Source organism: Haloterrigena salina JCM 13891 (assembly GCF_000337495.1).
Lineage (GTDB): Archaea > Halobacteriota > Halobacteria > Halobacteriales > Natrialbaceae > Haloterrigena > Haloterrigena salina.
This window is the reverse complement of the sequence record NZ_AOIS01000005.1, coordinates 20,871-41,356: the sequence shown is the minus strand read 5'-3', so window position 1 is coordinate 41,356 and position 20,486 is coordinate 20,871. Positions and strand designations below refer to the sequence as shown.

Genomic DNA, 20,486 nt, shown 5'->3' with positions numbered 1-20,486 from the left:
CGTGTCGATCGAGTTGGAAGCGTCACGCCGAATCGAACCGTGTCCCTGCTCGCGAACCGAACCGGGTGCGATCAGTGTCGGGATTCGATGTGGCTGTTAGTTGGCTGCGCAGTTGTTCGGCCCGAGCTCGAGCGCCTCGATGTCGCCACCGGGCTGCTCCTTGCCCCAGTTGATCTGCTTGATCTCGTTGTAGTTGGCCGGTTCGTCCGCGAGGCTCTCGACGATCGTCTCGACGAACGCTTGCTCGTCACCGTCCCCGACGTAACTCAGGAGTTCGTTGGTAGCCTCCGCCCGGAGGTCACCGAGTTCGGTCGCGAGGGGGCGAACCGATTCGTCGCTGAAGTGACCGGGCAGCACGACGGTGTCGTCCTCGAGAGCCGTCAGCCGCTCGAGGCTGTCGAACAACTGGCCGGAGGCTTCCCGAACGGCCTCCTCTGCGCCGTCCTCGAGGTCGGGACGGCCAACGCTGCGGAGGAACAGCGTGTCGCCGGAGAGCAGCGCATCGCCGAATCGGAACGAGACGCTGCCGGGCGTGTGACCTGGCGTGTGGAGTATCTCGAGTTCGCGTTCGCCGACGGGAATCGTCTCGCCGTCCTCGAGTTCCGTCACGTTCTCGAGGTCGCCGGCGTCGTCCCCGTGGAGGTAGTACGGCACGTCCAGTTCGCCCGCGAGTCGGCGAGCTCCCGAAACGTGGTCGGCGTGGGCGTGCGTATCCGCGACACCGACGATCTCGAGGTCGCGCTCGTCGGCCGCGTTCAGGTACTGATCGATGTACTGGCTCGGGTCGACGACGATCGCTTCGTCACCGTCATGAGCGAGATACGAGACGCACCCCGTCCCGGGACGGACGACCTGAACGACCCCCTCGACACCCGAACGCTCCTCGAGGTCGTACTGGCGGTGGACGCGACCCCAGCCGTTCATGCCGTCGTCGATGGATCTCGCGTCGAATCCGTGTTCGCGCAGGAACTCCGCCGCTCGCGCGGACGTGATACCGGCGACGCAGACGACCGCGATCTCCGTGTCTTTCGGGAGGTCGTCCAGATGCTCCTCGAGCCCGGAGTAGTCGTACTCCAGCAACTCGTCGTAGATCGGGACGTTCGTGCTCCCGTCGATCCGCCATTCCTCGTAGTCGTCTTTGTTTCTGACGTCCAAGACGAAGAGGTCTGCTGCATCATCCTCCTCGATGCGTCGAGCGACGTCGGCTGGATCGAGTTTGGTATTGCTCATTACATCCAATACTACACCATACCCAGTGTTAAATCCGTCGGTCAGATCGAACGAATAAATTTACGTGACTTTACGTTCGATTCGACTGTTCTCGTTCCTGTTGACGGTGCGTCCATGACTCTGGTCGTATTCGATACGTGGATAGGATTTCGAAGAGAAATCGAAAAAGAACGTCACAACTGTGAACGGCACCGCATCTGCGGTGAGTCGTTCCCGTTCGAGGACCGTGAACGTGTCTTGTAGGCGCTCTCGTTAGCTCTGGGCTGGGATTTCGGTGCCGGCTTCGGCGTGTTCGTACTTGTCTTCGAACTCCTGGATGAGTTGCCCCATCTTCGCGTACCAGTCGTTTAACATCCGCTGCATGTCGTTCGCGATCTGCGTGGGGTCCGTCGGATAGNGATAGTAGACGTGGTAGTAGCCGCCCTGGTCGTAGTTGATCTGCTCTTTCTGGATGAAGCCGCTCTGGAGCAGCCGCTGGATCGAGCGGTACGCGGTCGAGCGTTCACGGTCGACCTGGTCGGCGACCCCGTCGATCGTCAGCGCTTCTTCGCTCTCGACCAGCACGCGAAAGCACTCCTTGTCGAGTTGCTTGAGTCCGTGAATACACTCCAACAGCCCTTCACACTCCATATCCTGCTGCAGTTGTTCCGCCATCGAATTAGCCATTTTACTATCCGCTGATAAGGACCGCACCGGTATAAGGGTTGTGTGAATATTGCGCAATCTCAATGCGCCGCAGTCGAACGCGGTGAGCGGCGTCTCTGACGTTAGTCCGCGGACGCCGCAGACGCCTTCGACTCCGATCGCATCGTCGCGATCGTGCTGTAGATCACGGCCCCGCTGACCATGAACGCCGAGAGCAGAATCAGCGCGAAGCTGATCGTACTCAGGACTTCCATTCCGAGGTAGTCGCCAGCCTGGCGGAACGCGACGGCGATCGATCCACCGAGCAGCATCAGCCCGAAGTAGATTTTGATGTCGGCCTCGTCGACGATACCGGTCGCGGCCGATCCGATGCGAGCACCGAGTGCACTCCCCGCGAGCAAGGGCGCGACGATCGAGAGATCGACGCCGCCTTCCATCCCGTAGAGGAACGAGCCGATCCCACCCGAGAAGACGATCTCGAACAGATCGGTCCCGACCGCCACCGGAACGGGGACCCCAATGAGGTAAAACATCGCGGGCATCCGGATGAAGCCACCGCCGACGCCGAGGAAGCCCGATAGCAGCCCCGTCGCGAACGCGACGCCGAGGACCATCCACAGCGAGACCTGGATGCCACCCGCGATCGTCATCATCGGCGGGACGCGGTACGACTGGATCTTCTTCGCGACGTCCGGGATCGCGTCCGGATCGATCTCCTCGTCCGCGGCGTCGTGGTGGCCGCCGCTCGAATCCTCTCCACCGTCGTCCGTGAGCGCGTTACGCGTGACGAACAAGCCGATCGCGCCCAGCAGGACGACGTACGTGACGCCGATGACCCCGCTGGCGAGACCGAGTTCCTCGAGGTAGAACACCCCGATTCGCCCGATTTCGATGCCGACGGACGTGCCGACGATCATCAATCCGCCGAGTTTGTAGTCGACCTGTCCCAGGTCGTGGTGTTTTAACGTCGCGATCACTGCCGTCCCGAAGACGAAGGCCATCCCGCTCCCGACGGCGACTCTGGCGGGATATCCCATCACGAGCAACGCGGGCGTGACGAGGAACGAGCCGCCCATCCCGAAGAAACCGAACAGCACGCCGACCATGAAGCCGAAGCTCACGAACAGCGCGAGCGTCGCCAGTGCGATTCCGAATAGCTCCATTATGCGTGTTTCACCCGCTCGACGATCGGCATTGCGACTCGCTCGAGCGCGCCGTACCCGACGTAGAGGACGAACGCCTCGAGGAGGACGGCGCCGACGAGGGTTCCCGCCTGTACTGTTGACGAAGACGCGGCGAGGTCGATCATCGCGATCGACCACCGCCGTTCGGTTGTGTGCATCTCATGGTTTTCTGCTCACTATCGTCTACCCGGAGGATGGCTATAACGCTTTTGGGAATTGCGTACAATATTACTGCGATCAATCACACGGCTATCCTACGGAAATATTTGGATAACCTATTCGGATATACGGTTCAAGTGGCGAGCCGTCTGCTACAGTTCGCGCGCGGTCGAGGCGACTGCCTCGAGCGATTCTATCGGTCACCGCAGTGACGTCTTTCCGGCTAGTGGTCGCCGGTGTCCGAGTCGCAGTCCACATGTCCGCGATCGATCGGACGATGTCGGTATTGACCACCGGAAACAATATCATGGCGTCGGCCCTACGAGTAGTATGAAAGCGATCTGCGCGACCGACCTCTCCGCCGCCAGCGAGGCGACGATCGAGAGCGAGACCTGCCTCGAGTGCCTCGGTCGAATCGGCGTCGAGGAGATCCACCTCGTGACCGTAATCCCGTCGAACGTCCATGCGGGGATGCCTGGGATCGACTTCGAGGAACGGCGCGAGCAGGCACTGGGGCGCTACCGCCGCGTCATCGAAGACGCGGGCTTCGACGTCGAGGCGCACGTCGTCCGCGGCACGCCCCACCGGCGAATCAACGGCGTTGCCGAGGCGATCGGCGCCAGCCTCACGGTCGTCGGCTCGCGGGGGAAGAGCCCGCTCGAGAACCGCGTCATCGGATCGACCGCGCGCAACCTCGCGCGGACGACGGTCGTCCCGCTGCTCGTCAACCGGATCGAGCGCGGGGCGGACGAGCCGGACGTCCTCCGCGAACACCTGTTCCGGCGGATGCTGTACGCGACGGACTTCTCGGAGAACGCCGAGCGGGCGTTCGAGACGTTCTCCTACCTCCGCCACGCGACGCAGGAGGCGACGCTGGTCCACGTCGAAACGCCGAAGGATCCGGTGCTTCCGGAGGACGCTGATCCCGAAGCGCGACTGGCGGAGCTGGCGGCGCAACTCGAGGAGTGGGGGATCGAGACGCGAACCGAGGTCCGGCAAGGCGATCCCGCCGGCGAGATTCTGGCCGCGGAGGAGGAGTACGAGCCGACGACGGTCCTCGTCGGCTCGCGCGGTCACAGCCGGCTCCGCCGACTGTTGCTCGGGAGCGTCTCCGAAGACATCGTCGCGCGAGCGGACGGCAACGTCATGTTGATCCCCCCGGACCGAACGGCCTGATAGGCGACCCGAAACCGGAACCGTCTCCGGCCCGATCCGCCGTGAGCGTTCATCAGGCGCGCTCACGAGAGTCGACGGATTCGTCCGCGAACCAGCGGGCGACCGCGCTCTCCGCGCGGTGTAAGACGTCGCTACAGGTCGACTTGGTCACGCCGAGCGCCGACGCGACTGCCGTCAGCGTCGCCTCGCGTGGAACGTCGTAGTACCACGCGTCGAGAGCGGTCAGAAAGACCTCGAACTGCCGATCCGTCAAAGGGACCTGCGTGGCCTGCTCTGCAGTCAATCGCTGTCGCAAGAGGACCCGTTCTCCAAACTCTCGTCTCGTATTTTGAGTAGGGCCGTCTCAGACACCAGTAATCAAGTCCATTTAAGAGCGGTATGATTAACAGGCCAGAGTTCGTGGTATAGTCAAATGCGGACTCGAGAACTTCCGGAAGAGGCACCCGGACACTATCGCGAATCTCATCCACACCCATACTACATTCCGGACAAGCTCCCCCTCTCGACACGAATCGATATCGACGACGAACTCACGGAACGTATCGCCGAGGCGTCCTTTCAGCTCGGCCGAATCGACGGAATCAGTCCAACCGTCGATTTCTCACCGGTCCTCTATACGTCCCTCGTTCGACTCGAGGCCGTCGAAACCGCCGAAATAGAAGGCGCTAATGTCGACGTGGACGAAGTATACGCCCATCACACGCGGACCAGCGGAAACGAGAACGTCGACGTGAGTCGAGACTTGCAGGAGGTCCTGAATGCCGAACGCGCCCTTCAAAAAGGATTTAACGCGATCAAAGAGGGCGAACCGATAACGCTCGAACTCCTCCAGTCGCTCCACGAGTTGCTCCTCGAAAACGTTCGAAACGAAGGTGAAGTCGTCGGAGAATGGCGGACGACCGATGTCCACCTCCCGTCTCCGTACGCCAGTCAACCGCCGTTCGTTCCCCCGCCGCACCAATCGGTTCCCGAGCTGATGGACTCTCTGGAGACGTATATCCAAATGGGCGGCCAATATCACCCGCTCGTTGATCTCGCGGTTACGCATTATCAGTTCGAGACGGTTCATCCCTGTGCAGACGGGAACGGCCGGCTTGGTCGCATTCTCATCGTATTACAGCTCTGCGCTGAAGGATATCTGAGTCAGCCGTATCTCTATCCGAGCGCCTACTTCAATCGCAACAAGCAGGAATATGTCGAGAAGATGCGCTCTGTGAGCGAAACCGGGGACTGGCACGACTGGATCGCGTTTTTCATCGACGGAATCGAGGTGCAGGCGCGGGACTCGTACGAGCGGACACAGCGGCTGATGGAACTTCGGCGCGACTACGAGCAACGGTATCCACACCAGAAAACGAGTCATCGCCTCGCGCGGGGCGTCTTCGACATGCCGTACTTCACTGCTACCGATGTCCAAGACGAGTTCGATGTCAGTCGGCAAACCGCGTATAACGCCATCGAGGAGTTAGTATCCGACGGTGTTCTCGTTGAGGCGACTGGCAAACAGCGGAATCAAGAGTACAAAGCGATCGATATTTTCGACATCCTCGAGAGAAGGCCGGATCACTAGTTCGGAGACTGTCGGTTCACGGCCCGCTACGTCGTCGAACGGTACCGCTTCGAATTCCTCGAAGTCCGCCATCAAGACCCCAACGACATCGGCCCGTGAAAGTTCGTGACCACGCCAGTCTCGAGGTGGTTTTGAATCCGTTCGAACTGATCGGCCGTACTCCCACGGAGTGATATCGGGACGCATCTGTATAGTTGTTGAAAGTCTTCTGTTGAATAGCAAGACAGCGTCGGGGTAGACCGTCAAATCAGTAAGGACGAAGCCGAGGAAAGTCAGTATGACTGAAGTAGACCTCCTCGACTTCGTTGAGACATGTAAGCGCTTAGTTAAACAACGAAGCGCTCGCTCGGCTCCGCCGTGCGAGCGCAGGCTTGGTATCGAGAGTTCCGTGAGATCGTCCTTATGTTTGCCATTCCAAACATCGAACAGCTTTGTGAGCCACTCTGATCACCGTGCCGTACCCCTATTCAACACGGCAGTTGAAGGAGTGTTTGATCCAGACGTGATCACCCCGCTGGTTTCGATGTGACCGTCGGCCGGCGGCAGCTGGGCGATCTCGTCATTGTCCCGGACAATCTCGACGCCGCATCGATCAGCGAGCGACACCCGTTACCAGCGTCACTGCGATGGCACTGCAAGTACGGTAGCTCGGACGAAGGCACACGGCTCACTCCGCACTCGTCTCTCACGTCAAGGATTTACGGATCCGACTCGTACGCAGCACATATTCATGGACCGTCCCGATTCCGCTCAGGACGTGACCCGCGAGGACGTCCGGAGCGTATTTGCGGGGTTGGACCAGTCGTCCGCGCCGATCACGGCACCCGAAGTCGCCGACCGGATAGCGTGTCCGCCACAGACCGCACGCCGAGTCCTCGAGGAACTCGCGGAACGCGACGAACTGCAGACGAGGGAACTCGAGCCGGGGACTCGAGTGTGGTGGCGATCCGAGCGGTCGACCGACGAGAGAGACGGAAACGACGGCGCGGAGTTCGAGGCCTTCGTGAGCGCCGTCACGGATTATGCGATCATCACGCTCGATCCCGACGGCACCGTCGCCAGCTGGAACGAGGGGGCGAACCGGATCAAGGGCTACGAGACGGACGAGATCGTCGGCGAGCACGTCTCGACGTTCTACACCGACGCGGCGGTCGCCGACGGAGCGCCCGAGCGGAACCTCGACATCGCGCGGGACGAGGGCCGGGTCGAGGACGAAGGATGGCGCGTCCGCGCCGACGGCTCCCGGTTCTGGGCGACCGTCACCATCACGGCCGTCCGCGACGAGGAGGGAACGCTGCAGGGCTTTACGAAGGTCACTCGCGATATGACCGAGCGGCGGGCCTACGAGCAGCAACTGCAGCGGGAGCGCGACTTCACCGAGCAGATCCTCGAGACGGTCCCGGTCGGTATCGGCCTGCTCACGCCGTCGGACGACATCGTTCGGGCGAACCAGCGGCTGGCCGACCGATTCGATATCGAGCCGGGAGCGTCCGAGTCGTCATCGATCGACTCGTGGAACCTCTACGACGTCGACGGCGAGCCGATTCCGGCCGACGAGCGGCCCTGGACGCGGGTCCTCGAGACCGGGCGCCCGATAGAGGACTACCAGTGTCAGGTCGATGTGCCGGCGGTCGGCTCCCGGTGGCTCTCGATCACCGCCGTGCCGCTCGAGCACGCCGAGGACGACGAGTCGAGGGTCGTCCTGGCGGTGGACGACATCACCGAGCAGAAGGAACGAGAACGGGAACTCCGCCGCGAGTACGAGCAGACCGAAAAGCTCCTGCGAACGGCGCCGGTGGGGATCGCGGTCCAGAACGCCGATCGCGAGACGATACTGGCCAACCAACGGGCCCAAGAGACGTTCGGACTTTCGGAGTCGGAGTTCACCGACAATCCGGTGGACACCGGCGAGTGGAAGATCTACGACGCCGACGGCGAACTCCTCGAGCCCGAGGAGACGACGTCGGGCCGCGTCTTGCGGACGGGTGAGCCGATCTTCGACGAGGAGCTGATATTCGAACCGCCGGACGGCGAGCGGCTGTACTTCCGGGTCAATACGGCGCCGGTCTTCGGACCGGACGGGGAGATCGAACGCATCATCACGGGCAGCAAGGACATCACCGAACTGAAAGAGCGCGAGCGACAGCTCGAACAACGAAAGAGCGAGCTCGAGACCGAACTGAGCGAGATCCTCGGCCGGATCTCCGACGCCTTCTACGCGCTGGACGACGAGTTCCGATTCACCCACCTCAACGATCACGCCGCGGAACTCGTCGGGCGACCGAAAGACGAAATCCTCGATCGGAAGGCCTGGGACGTCGTTCCCGACGGAACGGAAGACCGCCATCGGGAGGAGTTCGAACGGGCCCTGGAGACCCAAGAGCCCGTCACCTTCGAGATCTACGTGGACGAAGACGACGTCTGGTTCGAGTTCAACGTCTACCCCTCCGAGACCGGACTCTCGGTCTACTTTCGGGACGTGAGCGAGCGAAAGGAGTACCAGCGCAAACTCGAGGAATCAAACGAGCGCTTAGAGCAGTTCGCCTATGCAGCGAGCCACGACCTGCAGGAGCCCCTACGGATGGTCACGAGCTATCTGCAACTGCTCGAGAGTCGCTACACCGACGAGCTCGACGGAGACGCCGAGGAGTTCATCGAGTTCGCCGTCGACGGCGCCGAGCGCATGCGCAAGATGATCGACGGGCTGCTCGAGTACTCCCGGGTCGAAACGCAGGGCGAGCCGCTCGAACCGATCGATCTCGACGAGGTGGTCGACGACGCGATCGGGAACCTGCAGGTGAGGATCGAGGAGACCAGCGCCTCTATCGAGACGGAATCGCTCCCGCGGGTCCGCGGCGACGAGAGCCAGCTTCAGCAGGTCTTCCAGAACCTAGTGAGCAACGCGCTCGAGTACAGCGGCGACGAGCCGCCGCGGGTTCGGATCTCGGCCGACCGACGGGGCTCGAGGTGGAAAGTTTCGGTCCGCGACGAGGGGATCGGGATCGATCCCGAAGACCAAGACCGGATCTTCGAGGTGTTTCAGCGGCTTCACGGCCGCGACGAACATCCGGGGACCGGCATCGGACTCTCGCTTTGCCAACGGATCGTCGAGCGCCACGACGGCGATATTCGCGTCGATTCCGAGCCTGGAGAGGGGACCACGTTCTCGTTTACGCTCCCGGCAGCGTGAGCGGCTACCAGCAAGCCGCTCGGTTCGTCCCTCTTACGGTCGATCGAAGACGTCTATGGCATCTCAGGTTCGTTCTTCAGGAGGGTTTTTCGTTCTGAGAGGTAGTACAGGATCACCGCAAATCCTCCTGCGGGGACGATTACACCCAGCCAGTACAGTTCCGGGTTTTTGAGATCGAGCCGTTTCGCATCGAGGTACAGGAGGATTCCTATCGGAAACTGGATCACGAGTGCAACAAGTAATAGTATAATAACTATATCTAACATAGTAGTAGTCGTCTGCACTGTGTATTGAAGGAGCCTATTGTTCATCTGGGGCGTCTCGAGCCAGTCTTCTAGTGGGTCCACGGCTCGAGAGTAGGTGTGATCGCGAAGGCGCTTGTTGGTGAAATTTCGTCGATATTGAAGGGCACTCGGCCGGCTGCTGAATGCGAAACGTGTGAAGTAGGGAGAACGCGCTGATAAACTACAATCCCTCTTTGAACCACGCGAAGAGCTATACATCACTCTCCCGTCTGAAATCGTATGGTATCAACGATATATACTGACCAAAAATTCGATCTCTCGATCGTTATCGGTGCCGTTCTCGCACTGTACTGGATCCTGTACATCGACCCGCTAACCGGAGAGGTGTCGGGACTCGTACTCGGTAGCCTGCCGGTCCTGATCGGCGTCTACCTGTATGTCGAACCGGAGCAGTACGTTCTCCAGAGTCTGGTCGGACTCGCCGCCGTCGCACTCGGCGGAGCGGCCCCGGCGACGATTCTCTACCAAACTCCGGCGGGGGACTGGCTGGTCGGGAGCCAACCGCTCCCGCTCTCACTCGGCATCATGCTGGTCGTCGTCGTTGCTACGCTCGTGGGTCGACGGTATATTCAATCGACCGTCAACTCGAGCGCTTCAGTTCCTGCCTGAATCGCGTTCGGAACGCACTCGAGTCGCACTACGGATGAAGATCGGATGGTCGGCTGGCGTCTCTCGCGACCGTTGAGGGTGTCAGCGTCGGTTCGATTCAGTTATTTAGTGGTTGAGAAGGATTACGTACGAACAGTGATTTGGCGATCAGATAGACGAAGAGGACTCTTGGACACGCTTGATGACTAGCGTAAAGGGAGTACAGCTAATTCGCCGTCAGAACGGGGCAAACAGCGAGGCTAGTCGAAGTCGTACCCCCACTCGCGAAGCTGATCGGCGACCTGGTCGATGTGCTCGAGGCCGACGAGCAACGCGGCTTCGCGGAGATCGGCCTTCTTGACCGACTCGTCGAGCACGTCTTCGATCTCCAACCGCGTATCGCGTTCGCGGTCGAGAGAGGACTTTTGCAGGTGCAGTTGGACGGTCTTCTTCCGTCCGTCCGTGATGCTGTTGCGCTCGTAGATCCACGGCAAGCCGCGGCTATCGGTCGCCGAGTCGTCGTCCGTCGTCGGTTCGCTATCAGCCGTCGATTCGCTGTCCGTCTCTTGGTGCTGGTCTCGACTAGCGGACTCCGGTGACTCGGACTCGTCTCGAGACGCCGAGTCGGCCGACTCGGTCGCCGACCCCGACTCGGTCTCGGACTCGTCATCCGTCTCGTCGGCGTCGCCGAACGGATCGTCAGCGCTCGCACCGCTCTTGAACCCGGTCATGCTGTCACCTCGTCCTCGAGCGCGCCGGGTTCGGGTGGGTTCGGCGCTTCGATTCCGCGTTGTTCCTCGAGATACCGGGCGAGACGATCGAACTGGGCGAGCGTCTCGAGTTCGTGATCTCGCGGGTAGTCGCGGTGCTCGCGCTGGTACGTGAACGCCGAGCACTGCTGCTTCCAGCAGCCTTCCATCAGCGACGTTCGGTCGCCGATTACCTCGGGCGTCGGGAACGAGATTTCCTCGAGGAGTTCCGCCTGGTCGTTCGTTCCCTTGAACCCGTTCGGCACCGCGGCGAGGACGCCGACCTCGATACCCATCCGGTCGGCGAAGTTCGTCGCGAGCTGCTGAAGGCCGTCGACGGAGGCTTCGCCCTTCGCGGAGGGCTCGACCGGAATCACGAGGTTCCGCGTGGCATAAATCGCGTTGTAGAGGTGATCCGATTCGGTCGCCGGCGGGTCACAGATCAGAACGTCGTACTGCTCGGCGATGCCAGCTTCCTGAAGAACGCGCTGGAGTTGGGCGTAGATGTTGTATGCGTCACCGAGCTTCTCGGCTTGCTGTTTTTCGCGCGTGAGGAAATCGGAGAGGTCCGAGAGCAGATTGTGTTCCGGAATGACGTCGATCCCTTCGGCGGACCGGATTAAATCGTCGAACGATCCGCGGGGACTGCCGACCATGTGGCGGACGAGGTTGTCGGCTTCGTGATCGGCGCGCTCGTCGTCGACGCCGAGCAGTCGGCTGAGGTCGCCGTCCTGGGGATCCAACGGGGCGACGAGAACGTCGAGTCCCGCTCGAGCGTGCGCGGCAGCGAGATTCGCTGTGAGGGACGATTTCCCGACGCCTCCAGCTTCGCTGTAAACGGTGTACGAGAGCATAAGAAACCCTGATGGTCTACGCTGATATGAATGTTCTCCAAATAAGCCATACAGATATGATGCCTAAGTAAGATTCCTAAAGAACATATCTAAGAAGCATATCTAAGAACCTTATCTGAGAGCCCCAGCCCCATTGATCATACTACTATCCCGCTGACGTTCGAGAGACAACATGGATTACAACGGCGGAGGAGACGGTATCAAACTCAGTCATCAAAATAAGATATCTAAGAAACAGAGATATGTATCTTAGATATATCCGCTATCTTCGACTCAGCGATGATATAGGCTGTTCTTCGTGAGAGGTGCGATTGTAAGGAGCTCAGCGGATATTCCAATTCGAGACCGATTTCGAGGGGCGAAACACAACAAATCTTCGCCGTTCGCAGGATTTCGTGACCGGAGACCGACGGCCTTGGACAGTCAGGATCGTTACCCTTGCTTCGAAGATGTCTGCTACTGTTGTCTACATAACTTTCCTAAGAAAGGCGTCTAAGATACTTAGATTAGAATCTGAGGAAACTAACAGAGTCGGACTGGAACATCCGCTTGCGTTCCGTCTCGATCGATCGTCACCGCTCGGGCGGTTCGGCGTCGGCAATCGAAACGTCGTCGCCCTCAAGCGTTACGTCGTAGCCGCTCCGGAAGCCCGCATTGAGACAGGGCGTATCAGCGACAGTAGCGACGCCTTCCCGTTCGTGAATGTGGCCGCACGCGACGAACGAGATATCGCACTCGGTGAGCACGTTCTTGAGCGCGATCGATCCCCAGTGGCGGCCACCGATACGTGGGACCGACTCCGCGACGCGATCCAGCGGCGTATCGAACGGCGGGAGATGAGTCAGCGCGATCCGCCCGGCGTTCGGTTCGCCTTCGCACTCGGTCGCGAGCGACCGGAGCGTCTCGTACCGGTCGGTGTAGGTAGCGAACTGGTCGTCGAACGCGTCGATTCGCTCGCGCAACTCGGGAAGGGGCGCGTCCGCCTCGCCGCGACCGGCGCAGTCGAGCGCCCGCTCGAGCCACGCGTCCGGATCGTCCGGTTCTGTCACCGCGTCGGGATCGTATCGAACCTCCGGGCCGGCATCGAACGTCTCGCTACCGAGTCCGAACGCGCGGTATCCCTCGATCGGATACGTCTCGCGATGGAGGTTCCGCACTCGCGTCGGCTCGCGGACCACTTCCGCATGCCGTCGGTAATCGTGGTTGCCGGGGACGGTTAGGACCGGGACGCCGAGATCGTCCAACTGCCGAAAGAACGCTCGCGCTTCCTCGAGACCCACCAGTTCCCCCTGCTGTGGTCGTCCGTCCGTTACGGTCACGCGGGAGTGAGTGACGTCGCCGACGGTGAGGATCGCGTCGAATCGATCCCACGAGGGATGTGGTTCGGCGTCGAATCCGTCCTCGCCGAGGTGGAGATCGCCGAGTACGAGCAATCGCATGGAATCGCGTCGAACGACTCCCTCTAGCGGCTTAATACTGCGTCGAAACTGGCGTTGCTCCCGCGTTCCAACATGTTCACCAGTACGATCGGACGGCGGTCGCGAAAAAGAACAATCCCACTGAGACGGAAGGAAAACGAAGCGCTGCTGAGCCGCCGGAGCGCGGCGTCTCGAAGCTCCTGCGATCTGCGACCTCGCCGAACAGATTTCGAAACGAGGTAAGGTTCTAATAGACTGCGTCTCGAAGACGATTACGATGAGTACGGCTGTCGACGTCTCCAAACAGTGTACGTTCGCGTCGGCGATCGACGTCACGACGATCCTCGAGCGACTCGAGATCCAGTTCCTCGACGTCGACGACCATCGGGCGATCGTTATCTTCGCCGGTGCGATTCTCAACCTCGAGTGTCGGACGGGGACGCTAACGAACCTCACCAGTGCGGAGATAACGGTCTACGACCTCCCCGTCGACAGTCACCGCAATTCCGACGGCGACGACGATACCGCGCGGAAACTCCTCGAAGACTTCCTCGAGCAACTCGCCGACGCCGGCCACCCTCCGTAAGCGCGCTTGATAGCCGCCGCGACGTTCATTCGTGCCGTGGAAATTCCAAGTCGCCAACAGTCTCCAACGCGTGCGCGTCGTGAAATAGGGCTGCGTCCGTCTCAACTCATTCAGATTCGGGATCGTCTCCGAGCGAGCCCGCGTATTTGTCTTGTTCCTCGTCGGGGAGGTACTGCCGTTCCCAGTCGACGACCTCCGGAAAGCCGGCGAACTCGTGGAGGCTCCCGACGGGTTGGGCGTTGAACTCGTCGTCGATGGCCTGCATCGCCCCGACGGGATCGTCCGCGAAGGCGCTGAGGTCGGCGTGGACGTTCGGGATCGTCGACAGCGTCGACGCGATCGGGAATATCACGAGATCGAATCCCCACTCGTCGAGCGACGAGAGGTCGACGTACGGCGAGGAGCCGAGGTCACCGACGAAGTTGTAGACGAGCGGACCCGAGACCTCCCGGCCGATTCGCTCGAGTTCCGATTCGTCGGTCGGTCCCTCAACGAACGCGACGTCGGCGCCGGCCTCGAGAAAATCGTTCGCGCGCCCGATCGCTTCGTCGAGGGAGCCGTCTCCCGTTCCGCGGGCGTCGGTTCGAGCGATGAGAACGAAGTCTTCGGCGCGATCGTCGCGAACGTCGGCCGCGGCTTCGATCTTTCCGACCGCCTCTTCTCGTGGGATGACCTGTCGGCCTTTCGTGTGGCCACAGCGTTTCGGGAAGGTCTGGTCCTCGATGTGGATCGCACCGACGCCGGCGTTGATGTACTCTCGGACGGTCCGGATCACGTTCGTCGCGTTTCCGTACCCGTTGTCGGCATCGGCGATAAGCGGAACGTCGATCCGCTCTTGAATGGTCGCGGCGTTGTCGATCATCTCCGGCATCGTGATGAACCCGGCGTCGGGATAGCCGGTCTTCGATAGCGACGTCCCGTACCCGGTCATGTAGATCGCGTCGAAGCCGACGGCGTCGGCGACGCCGGCGGTGAGCGGATCGTGAACGCCGGGACAGACCAGTAGTTCGTCGCGGTCGAGACGCTCTCGAAGCGCGGTACCGGAATCGGTCATACCCGATCACTCGCCGGTCGGAAGGAAGTCGGTATCGATGCGATTCGGACGCGTCGTCGGTGGCGTTCGTTTCAGTAGTTCTCATCTGGCTCTTAAGCAGACTGGGAACCGAATAGCTCGGATCAAGGTCGAAGACGTCGTCACTTCGGTACGAGCATGACCGATTCAAGTGACGCTCTTCCGTACGACTCGCGACCAGAACAGCAACCACCCACGGGGAAATATTCTTGGCCTCGAGTGTTGGGGAGGCCTCGAGTGTCGGGAAGGCGGACTGACTGTCCTCGAGCGGCAGTAATCGTCTCTGATCTCCTGGTCAGCAACGGGAGTATTCCCGGAAGTGAGTTCGCTACTGCGATGGAACTCATCGACTCGAAAATCAGCTGACGTCGAGACTACTGAGTATGCTCGTATTGGGAAGGCGACTCGGAAAGGAGAGCTAGATGGGAGGAGACACCCACCCCACGTTTCCGACGTATCGAGAGGGAACCGAAGGGGTGCTGAGAACAGAGGTGAACCCCCACCCCCCACGTTTCCGTCGTTTCTCCACGAACGGAGGCAGGGGTGTGCAGATAACGGATCATGTTACCGGTTCTTGAATGGCGGCAGCTGCTTCCAATACCTAGATTGAAGTAGTTAGATTGACTATAGTCCACTAAGCTAACTTCGTTTATTGACGAAACGGTAGTTCTTCGTTTCGTCGGTCGAAATAGAGGTTGGCTAACTTCTCCTTTCCGTAGCTGTCTTTGGTGGATAACACCGGTATCTAGCGAGTAATCCGTAAAAATCTCCCTCCGAACGATCGCTTCAACTCCACACCACTCCCTCTCATCGAGTTACGACGGAAACGTGGGGTGTGGGGGTGAGCGTCCTCTTCTCTCTCTATCGTCTCTACCGTCCCGTTATCGGCGGTATTCCGATCTACGTCGGAAATACGGTTATACTATCAACTGTCTTATTCCCTCTTTCCAAACTCTCTAAGCCAGGTATTCAGTAGAATTACGACGGAAACGTGGGGTGGGCCTCCCCACTAGTTTTATACTCCTACCGCTCACATCGTTTCCTATCGAATGACACCCGACTCCTCGTCCGATTCCGTCGACGATCCGCTCTTCGAATCAGGGCATCGGATCTTCTCGAACAAGGATCTCTTGAAAATCGGTCACGTTCCCGAAGCCGATCGAATCGTCGGGCGCGATGAGGAGATCTCGAAGCTAGCGAAACGTCTGAACGGCGCAGTTCACGGGTACTCCCCGGAAAACGTGATGATCTACGGGAAGACGGGAACGGGAAAGTCGTTGGTCTCGAGGCACGTCTGTCAACGCGCACAAAGTGCGGCTCAGGAGGGTGTCACGATCGGAACGGCGTATATCGACTGCGCTGAAGATAATACGGAAACGCAGGCGATCTCTTCTCTCGCCGCGAAGTTAAACGACGAATCCGTTACCGAGATCACCGTCCCGCATACCGGTCTCAGCACGTCGAAATACTACAAACTGCTCTGGAAAACGCTCGACGCGCAGTTCGACTCCGCGATCATCATCCTCGACGAGATCGATCTGATGAACGACGACAGTCTCCTCATGAAACTCTCGCGGGCCGAGGAAGCGGGGAAGATCGACTGTAGTATCGGCGTCATCGCGATCAGCAACAAGATCCAGTACGTCGATAATACGAACGAACGCGTCAAGAGCAGCTTCCAGCACAAGGAACTGTTCTTCAAACCCTACGACGCGAACCAGCTCCGCGAGATCATGCTCAATCGTGCGGACGCGTTTCAGGACGGGGTTCTGTCCGACGATGTGATTCCGCTGTCCGCCGCGTTCGCCGCCCAGGAACACGGCGACGCGCGGAAGGCCATCGATATTCTGCGCCACGCCGGCGAGGTCGCCTACGAGGACGGCGCCGAGATAGTCCGAGAGAAACACGTCCGGCAGGCCCAACAACACGCCGAAAAGGACCGCTTTCGGGAACTCGTCAACGGTGCGCCAACCCAGGCGAAGGCCGCGCTGCTCGCGTTGACCGAACTCAGCGTCAACTCCGACGACGACGCCTTCCTCACGAGTCGCGTGTACGACCAGTACGAGCGCATCTGCGAACACCTCGATATGGATATTCTCTCGGTTCGCCGGTTCCGAGACATCCTGAAAGAGCAGGCGTTTCTCGGCGTCCTCGAGATCGAGAAGATCAACAAGGGGAGCGCAGGCGGAATTCATCTGCAGAACCGGCTCATCGAGGATCCGCAGGTCGTCCGCGAGACCATTCTGGAGGATAGCCGAATGCAGAACTGGGATGACGAATAAATTTCCAGAATATCAAACAAGAATATACGACGGAAATCCGGGGTGGGGCGTACGGAAACGACGGAAACGTGGGGGGTCCGAATGGACGACGGAAACCCGGGGTGCGACGGGGTGTGTTCGAACTACGACGGAAACGACGGAAATCCGGGGTGGGGCGTACGGAAACGACGGAAACGAGGGGGGTCCGAATGGATGACGGAAATTCGGGGTGTGTATGGGTGAGGGAACCGTTAGCAAGCAAAACGGCCTTCTCAAGCACACGCTGTATCGAGGCGGGTCTCTAGGAGATTCCGTCACTCGTCAAGGAATCGGCGCGTTAGCGCACTAACTTCGGATCGGAACGCCTTCATGTCGATCGGGTCGCTCTCGTGGTAGAGCCGGTTGTGTTCTTCGCGACCGATATCCTCGAGGACGCGCTCGTAAAGCGTGTCGAACGTTACGGGACGGCCCCGGTCTTCGAGTTCGCTCGAGAGCGTTTCGAACCGTCGTTGCGTCGCGTACGTTTCGGCTACCTCCGCCGCGGATGCGTCGACTGGCGTCGTCTCCTCGATCTCGCGAAACGATGGATGCAGAAGCGTCGCTCGCTGGCCCCGTTTGTTCCGGACGATCACTCCTTCGGCGGGTCCGTCGTACCACGCAGACTGGGGGACGGAATACGAGTCGGGATCGAAGTCTCGAGCCCGCCGTTCGCGCTCGAAGATGTTCACCGTGTGGAGACCGAGCTGATCGAAGATTCGCTCGACGGTATCGACCGGGTAGAACCGTTCTTTCTGGGCCGACCAGACGTCGAAGCCGAGGAACGACGGCGTCCGTTCCCAGTCGTAGTCGATCGTGTGCCGGTGCATCGCCTCGCCGAAGAAAACGAGCGCTTCGACGTCGTCGACGGCGTCCCGAAGCGCTTCTCGCTCGAGGTTCGTTCGCACGTGACGGACGGCGTGCTGGTACGGCTCCGGAACGGCAGCCGGATCGTCGTAGACGCGATTCCGATCGCCGAATCGAATCAATCCCGACCCCTGGAGTTGGAAGCGGAAATGCGCCCCGTCGACCTTCTCTATCAGCCAGAGATGCCCGTCCTCGAAGCAGCCGTCAGCGACGTCGATGATCGGCGGTATCGATGGAAACCTCTTCATGAGCTATTGGTTTCTGCCGAATCATTCCCGACCTGTTCCGACAGTACGTACAGTTCCATCAACAAATCTATTCCACTACTCCTTGTTACTCTGTCGGTGCTTATAGTTCGGCTCTCTCCAATTGCGGTAGACGATTCTTCTATCAGTTTCATGAATAACTCCGTTTCCCGACTTGAACGGTGGCAGGTCACCTCGAGTATAGTCGTCGAACCTCTTGTATTACTCAGATAGTTATATTTGACTCTTAGATTAGGGTCTTAGATAATATGTCTGTCGAAGGGCGTGTTCTCTAGTAAAATCATAGATCTTCCCGATGAACCGAGCACTACGCTATCAACGAGTGACCGGCTATACCCCTACGATACGCTACATGAGATGCGTATGTAAGAAGTGCTAGAGAGAACGAGCGGAAGGATCAGTTTCCGTTGGACGGAAACGAGAACGGTGCTGCTAGGTATTCCTCGAGTAGTTGACTTCACCAGTAGAGCACCTACCTCATCCCGTCCAGAAGTCGATCACCTTCCTTCCTCGAAACAGTCTCCAATCTGGTATGTATGTAATAGTATTTGGTAACTTATGATTCAGGGGACATCCTCACCACCGCTCCTTTCAGATCGAGTACGACGGCCCAATCGCGTCGTACAGCGTTATTCTCGCGCCGATTCGACGGTGTCGACCATTCGACGCGCGTTCTCGGTGATCCTCGCGTAGTCTTCGGTCGCGACGGCTTCGTCCTCGACGATCGCACTGCCGGCGCCGACCGCGACGGCCCCCGCTTCGATGTACGCGTCCGCGTTCGAGGGACTGACGCCGCCGGTCGGAACGAGCGGGATCTGCGAGAGCGGGCCGCCGATCGCCGCGACGTGTTCCGGCCCGCCGGTTTTTGCCGGGAACACCTTCACGAAGTCGGCGCCGGCCTCGTAGGCTCGTAGCGCCTCGGTCGGCGTGAACGCGCCCGACGCGATGGGCGTCCCGTAGCGATTGCTCACCTCGATGACGTCGGTGTCGACGGTCGGCGTCACCAGAAACTCCGCACCGGCTAACTGCACGGCTCGGGCCGTTTCCGCGTCCAAGACGGTCCCCGCACCGACGAGCACGTCGTCGAACCGGCTCGAGAGCGTGTCGATCGTTTCTACGACGTTTTCCGTGTCCGCGGTTACCTCGAGCGCCGTGACGCCGCCGTCGACGACTGCAGAAGCGACGTCGATCGCCGAGTCCGGGTCGACGCCGCGAAGGATCCCGATCACGCCACTGTCAACGATCTGCTCTCTCTTTCGAGTACTCATATCGATACTCCGTGTGCGAGACCTAATAAATCGTACCGATGACGAACTATACTGATAGCGCCCGGTCGGTGTCCGGCTCGCTATCTGTCGATCCCGGCCCCGTCGTCGGCGATGACCGCTTCGACTTCGTCCTCGGTGATCACAGCCAGATCGCCCTTGATCGTTCGTTTCAACGCCGCCGTCGCCGCCGCCCACGTCAACGCCTCCGAAACGGACGCGTCGCGGACGTACCGCGAGAGGAACGCGCCGACGAACGCGTCGCCGGTCCCGATCGGGTCGAACGTCTCGGTGTCGAACGCGGCTTGGCTCGCGCTTCCCTCGGCGGTGCTCGCGACCGCGCCGTCCGCGCCCCGCGTTACGACGACCGTCTCGCAGTCGAACCGCGTGCGGAGTTCGTCGGCGATCGCTTCGCCCGTCCCGTCGACGCCGAGGATCGACTGCGCGTCGCGTTCGGGGGCGAACAGCAGGTCGACCTTCGGGAGGAGGTCCTCGTAGGCCGACTGCGCCGTCGATTGCGACCAGAGCTTACTCCGGTAGTTGAGGTCGAAGGCGGTCGTGGTATCGACGTCCAGGAGCTCGGCGGTCGTCTCGTACAGCGTTTCGGACAGCGCCGGCGTGATACCCGTGGTAAAGAACACGTCCGACGATCGGATCGTGTCGATCGGCACGTCGTCTGGTTTCGCCGTCGTTATCGCCGCGTCGTGCCGGTCGTAAATGACGTTCGTTCCCCGCGGTTCCCCGCCCTCTTCGATATAGTACGCACCCTGTCTCCCCTCGTCGCTCCAGGCGACCGCCGGCGTCACTCCGTGCGACCGTACTTCGGTCGTCACGCGCCGACCGAGCGACGTCTCCGGGAGCTTCGAGATCCAGACCGCGTCGGCGCCGAGCCGACTCGCCGCGATCGCAACGTTGCTCTCGGCGCCCGCCGTCCGGAAGTCGAGCGACTCCGCCGTTTCCAGTCGCTCTCCGCGTTCCGGCGCCAGCCGGAGCATCGTCTCACCGAACGTCGTAATCTCGGTCGTCGTCCCATCGGTGGAATCCGTCATACTGGTCAATTTGGAG

General features: G+C 60.3%; 19 protein-coding genes and 1 pseudogene. 7 read left to right on the top strand and 13 right to left on the bottom strand.

Annotated features, from left to right (window positions below):
* Positions 1–96: 96 nt before the first annotated feature.
* From C477_RS00750 to C477_RS00735, 4 genes are all read right to left on the bottom strand, one after another.
* Entirely contained in the window at positions 97–1,230 is a 1,134-nt protein-coding gene (locus tag C477_RS00750; protein WP_008892506.1) for an MBL fold metallo-hydrolase, read from the bottom strand.
* A 252-nt stretch (positions 1,231–1,482) separates the two neighbouring features.
* Positions 1,483–1,896 carry a helix-turn-helix domain-containing protein gene (locus C477_RS00745; protein WP_008892505.1) on the bottom strand — a complete coding sequence of 138 codons (414 nt, stop codon included), beginning with the start codon at positions 1,894–1,896 and terminating at the stop codon, positions 1,483–1,485.
* A gap of 101 nt (positions 1,897–1,997) precedes the next feature.
* A complete protein-coding gene (locus C477_RS00740) occupies positions 1,998–3,038 on the bottom strand; it encodes a sulfite exporter TauE/SafE family protein (protein WP_008892504.1) in 1,041 nt (346 codons plus the stop codon).
* Complete coding sequence (locus C477_RS00735; protein WP_449404389.1) at positions 3,038–3,184, bottom strand: DUF7512 family protein; 147 nt, start codon at positions 3,182–3,184, stop codon at positions 3,038–3,040. Before C477_RS00735 ends, C477_RS00740 begins: the two co-directional genes overlap by 1 nt.
* A 364-nt stretch (positions 3,185–3,548) precedes the next feature.
* Between C477_RS00735 and C477_RS00730 the strand changes: the two genes are divergently transcribed.
* Positions 3,549–4,394, top strand: a complete 846-nt coding sequence (locus tag C477_RS00730) for a universal stress protein (protein ID WP_008892502.1) — start codon at positions 3,549–3,551, stop codon at positions 4,392–4,394.
* 52 nt (positions 4,395–4,446) lie between these two features.
* On the opposite strand, the gene C477_RS00725 is transcribed toward C477_RS00730, so the two are convergent.
* Positions 4,447–4,677 carry a helix-turn-helix domain-containing protein gene (locus tag C477_RS00725; RefSeq protein ID WP_338032974.1) on the bottom strand — a complete coding sequence of 77 codons (231 nt, stop codon included), beginning with the start codon at positions 4,675–4,677 and terminating at the stop codon, positions 4,447–4,449.
* 129 nt (positions 4,678–4,806) lie between these two features.
* Between C477_RS00725 and C477_RS00720 the strand changes: the two genes are divergently transcribed.
* The 3 genes and pseudogenes from C477_RS00720 (at position 4,807) to C477_RS00715 (ending at position 9,154) form a co-directional block, all read left to right on the top strand.
* Entirely contained in the window at positions 4,807–5,964 is a 1,158-nt protein-coding gene (locus C477_RS00720) for a Fic family protein (RefSeq protein ID WP_049914065.1), read from the top strand.
* Between the two features lie 330 nt (positions 5,965–6,294).
* Positions 6,295–6,411, top strand: a pseudogene (locus tag C477_RS23320) (IS5/IS1182 family transposase); the annotation flags it as partial.
* Between the two features lie 283 nt (positions 6,412–6,694).
* A complete protein-coding gene (locus C477_RS00715) occupies positions 6,695–9,154 on the top strand; it encodes a PAS domain-containing sensor histidine kinase (RefSeq protein ID WP_008892498.1) in 2,460 nt (819 codons plus the stop codon).
* 53 nt (positions 9,155–9,207) lie between these two features.
* Here the strand turns inward: C477_RS00715 and C477_RS00710 are convergent, their stop codons facing one another.
* Positions 9,208–9,501, bottom strand: a complete 294-nt coding sequence (locus C477_RS00710; RefSeq protein WP_008892497.1) for a hypothetical protein — start codon at positions 9,499–9,501, stop codon at positions 9,208–9,210.
* Between the two features lie 177 nt (positions 9,502–9,678).
* Between C477_RS00710 and C477_RS00705 the strand changes: the two genes are divergently transcribed.
* Positions 9,679–10,068 carry a hypothetical protein gene (locus C477_RS00705; RefSeq protein ID WP_008892496.1) on the top strand — a complete coding sequence of 130 codons (390 nt, stop codon included), beginning with the start codon at positions 9,679–9,681 and terminating at the stop codon, positions 10,066–10,068.
* Positions 10,069–10,307: 239 nt separating this feature from the next.
* On the opposite strand, the gene C477_RS00700 is transcribed toward C477_RS00705, so the two are convergent.
* From C477_RS00700 to C477_RS00690, 3 genes are all read right to left on the bottom strand, one after another.
* Positions 10,308–10,778 (bottom strand): hypothetical protein, encoded by a 471-nt coding sequence (locus C477_RS00700; protein WP_008892495.1) that lies wholly within the window; start codon positions 10,776–10,778, stop codon positions 10,308–10,310.
* Positions 10,775–11,650, bottom strand: a complete 876-nt coding sequence (locus C477_RS00695; protein WP_008892494.1) for a ParA family protein — start codon at positions 11,648–11,650, stop codon at positions 10,775–10,777. The genes C477_RS00700 and C477_RS00695 overlap by 4 nt, the downstream gene beginning before the upstream one ends.
* Positions 11,651–12,222: 572 nt before the next feature.
* Positions 12,223–13,089 (bottom strand): metallophosphoesterase family protein, encoded by an 867-nt coding sequence (locus C477_RS00690; RefSeq protein ID WP_008892493.1) that lies wholly within the window; start codon positions 13,087–13,089, stop codon positions 12,223–12,225.
* 256 nt (positions 13,090–13,345) lie between these two features.
* Between C477_RS00690 and C477_RS00685 the strand changes: the two genes are divergently transcribed.
* Positions 13,346–13,654 (top strand): hypothetical protein, encoded by a 309-nt coding sequence (locus C477_RS00685; protein ID WP_008892492.1) that lies wholly within the window; start codon positions 13,346–13,348, stop codon positions 13,652–13,654.
* Between the two features lie 106 nt (positions 13,655–13,760).
* Here C477_RS00685 and C477_RS00680 read toward each other — a convergent pair whose 3' ends face one another.
* Entirely contained in the window at positions 13,761–14,708 is a 948-nt protein-coding gene (locus tag C477_RS00680) for an isocitrate lyase/PEP mutase family protein (protein ID WP_008892491.1), read from the bottom strand.
* Between the two features lie 1,067 nt (positions 14,709–15,775).
* Here C477_RS00680 and C477_RS00675 point away from each other — a divergent pair.
* Positions 15,776–17,008 carry an orc1/cdc6 family replication initiation protein gene (locus tag C477_RS00675; protein ID WP_008892490.1) on the top strand — a complete coding sequence of 411 codons (1,233 nt, stop codon included), beginning with the start codon at positions 15,776–15,778 and terminating at the stop codon, positions 17,006–17,008.
* Between the two features lie 293 nt (positions 17,009–17,301).
* Here the strand turns inward: C477_RS00675 and C477_RS00670 are convergent, their stop codons facing one another.
* From C477_RS00670 to kdgK1, 3 genes are all read right to left on the bottom strand, one after another.
* Complete coding sequence (locus C477_RS00670; RefSeq protein WP_008892489.1) at positions 17,302–18,138, bottom strand: RNA ligase family protein; 837 nt, start codon at positions 18,136–18,138, stop codon at positions 17,302–17,304.
* Between the two features lie 647 nt (positions 18,139–18,785).
* Positions 18,786–19,424 carry a bifunctional 4-hydroxy-2-oxoglutarate aldolase/2-dehydro-3-deoxy-phosphogluconate aldolase gene (locus C477_RS00665; protein ID WP_049914064.1) on the bottom strand — a complete coding sequence of 213 codons (639 nt, stop codon included), beginning with the start codon at positions 19,422–19,424 and terminating at the stop codon, positions 18,786–18,788.
* A gap of 80 nt (positions 19,425–19,504) precedes the next feature.
* Complete coding sequence (kdgK1, locus tag C477_RS00660) at positions 19,505–20,470, bottom strand: bifunctional 2-dehydro-3-deoxygluconokinase/2-dehydro-3-deoxygalactonokinase (RefSeq protein WP_049914076.1); 966 nt, start codon at positions 20,468–20,470, stop codon at positions 19,505–19,507.
* Between the last annotated feature and the right edge of the window lie 16 nt (positions 20,471–20,486).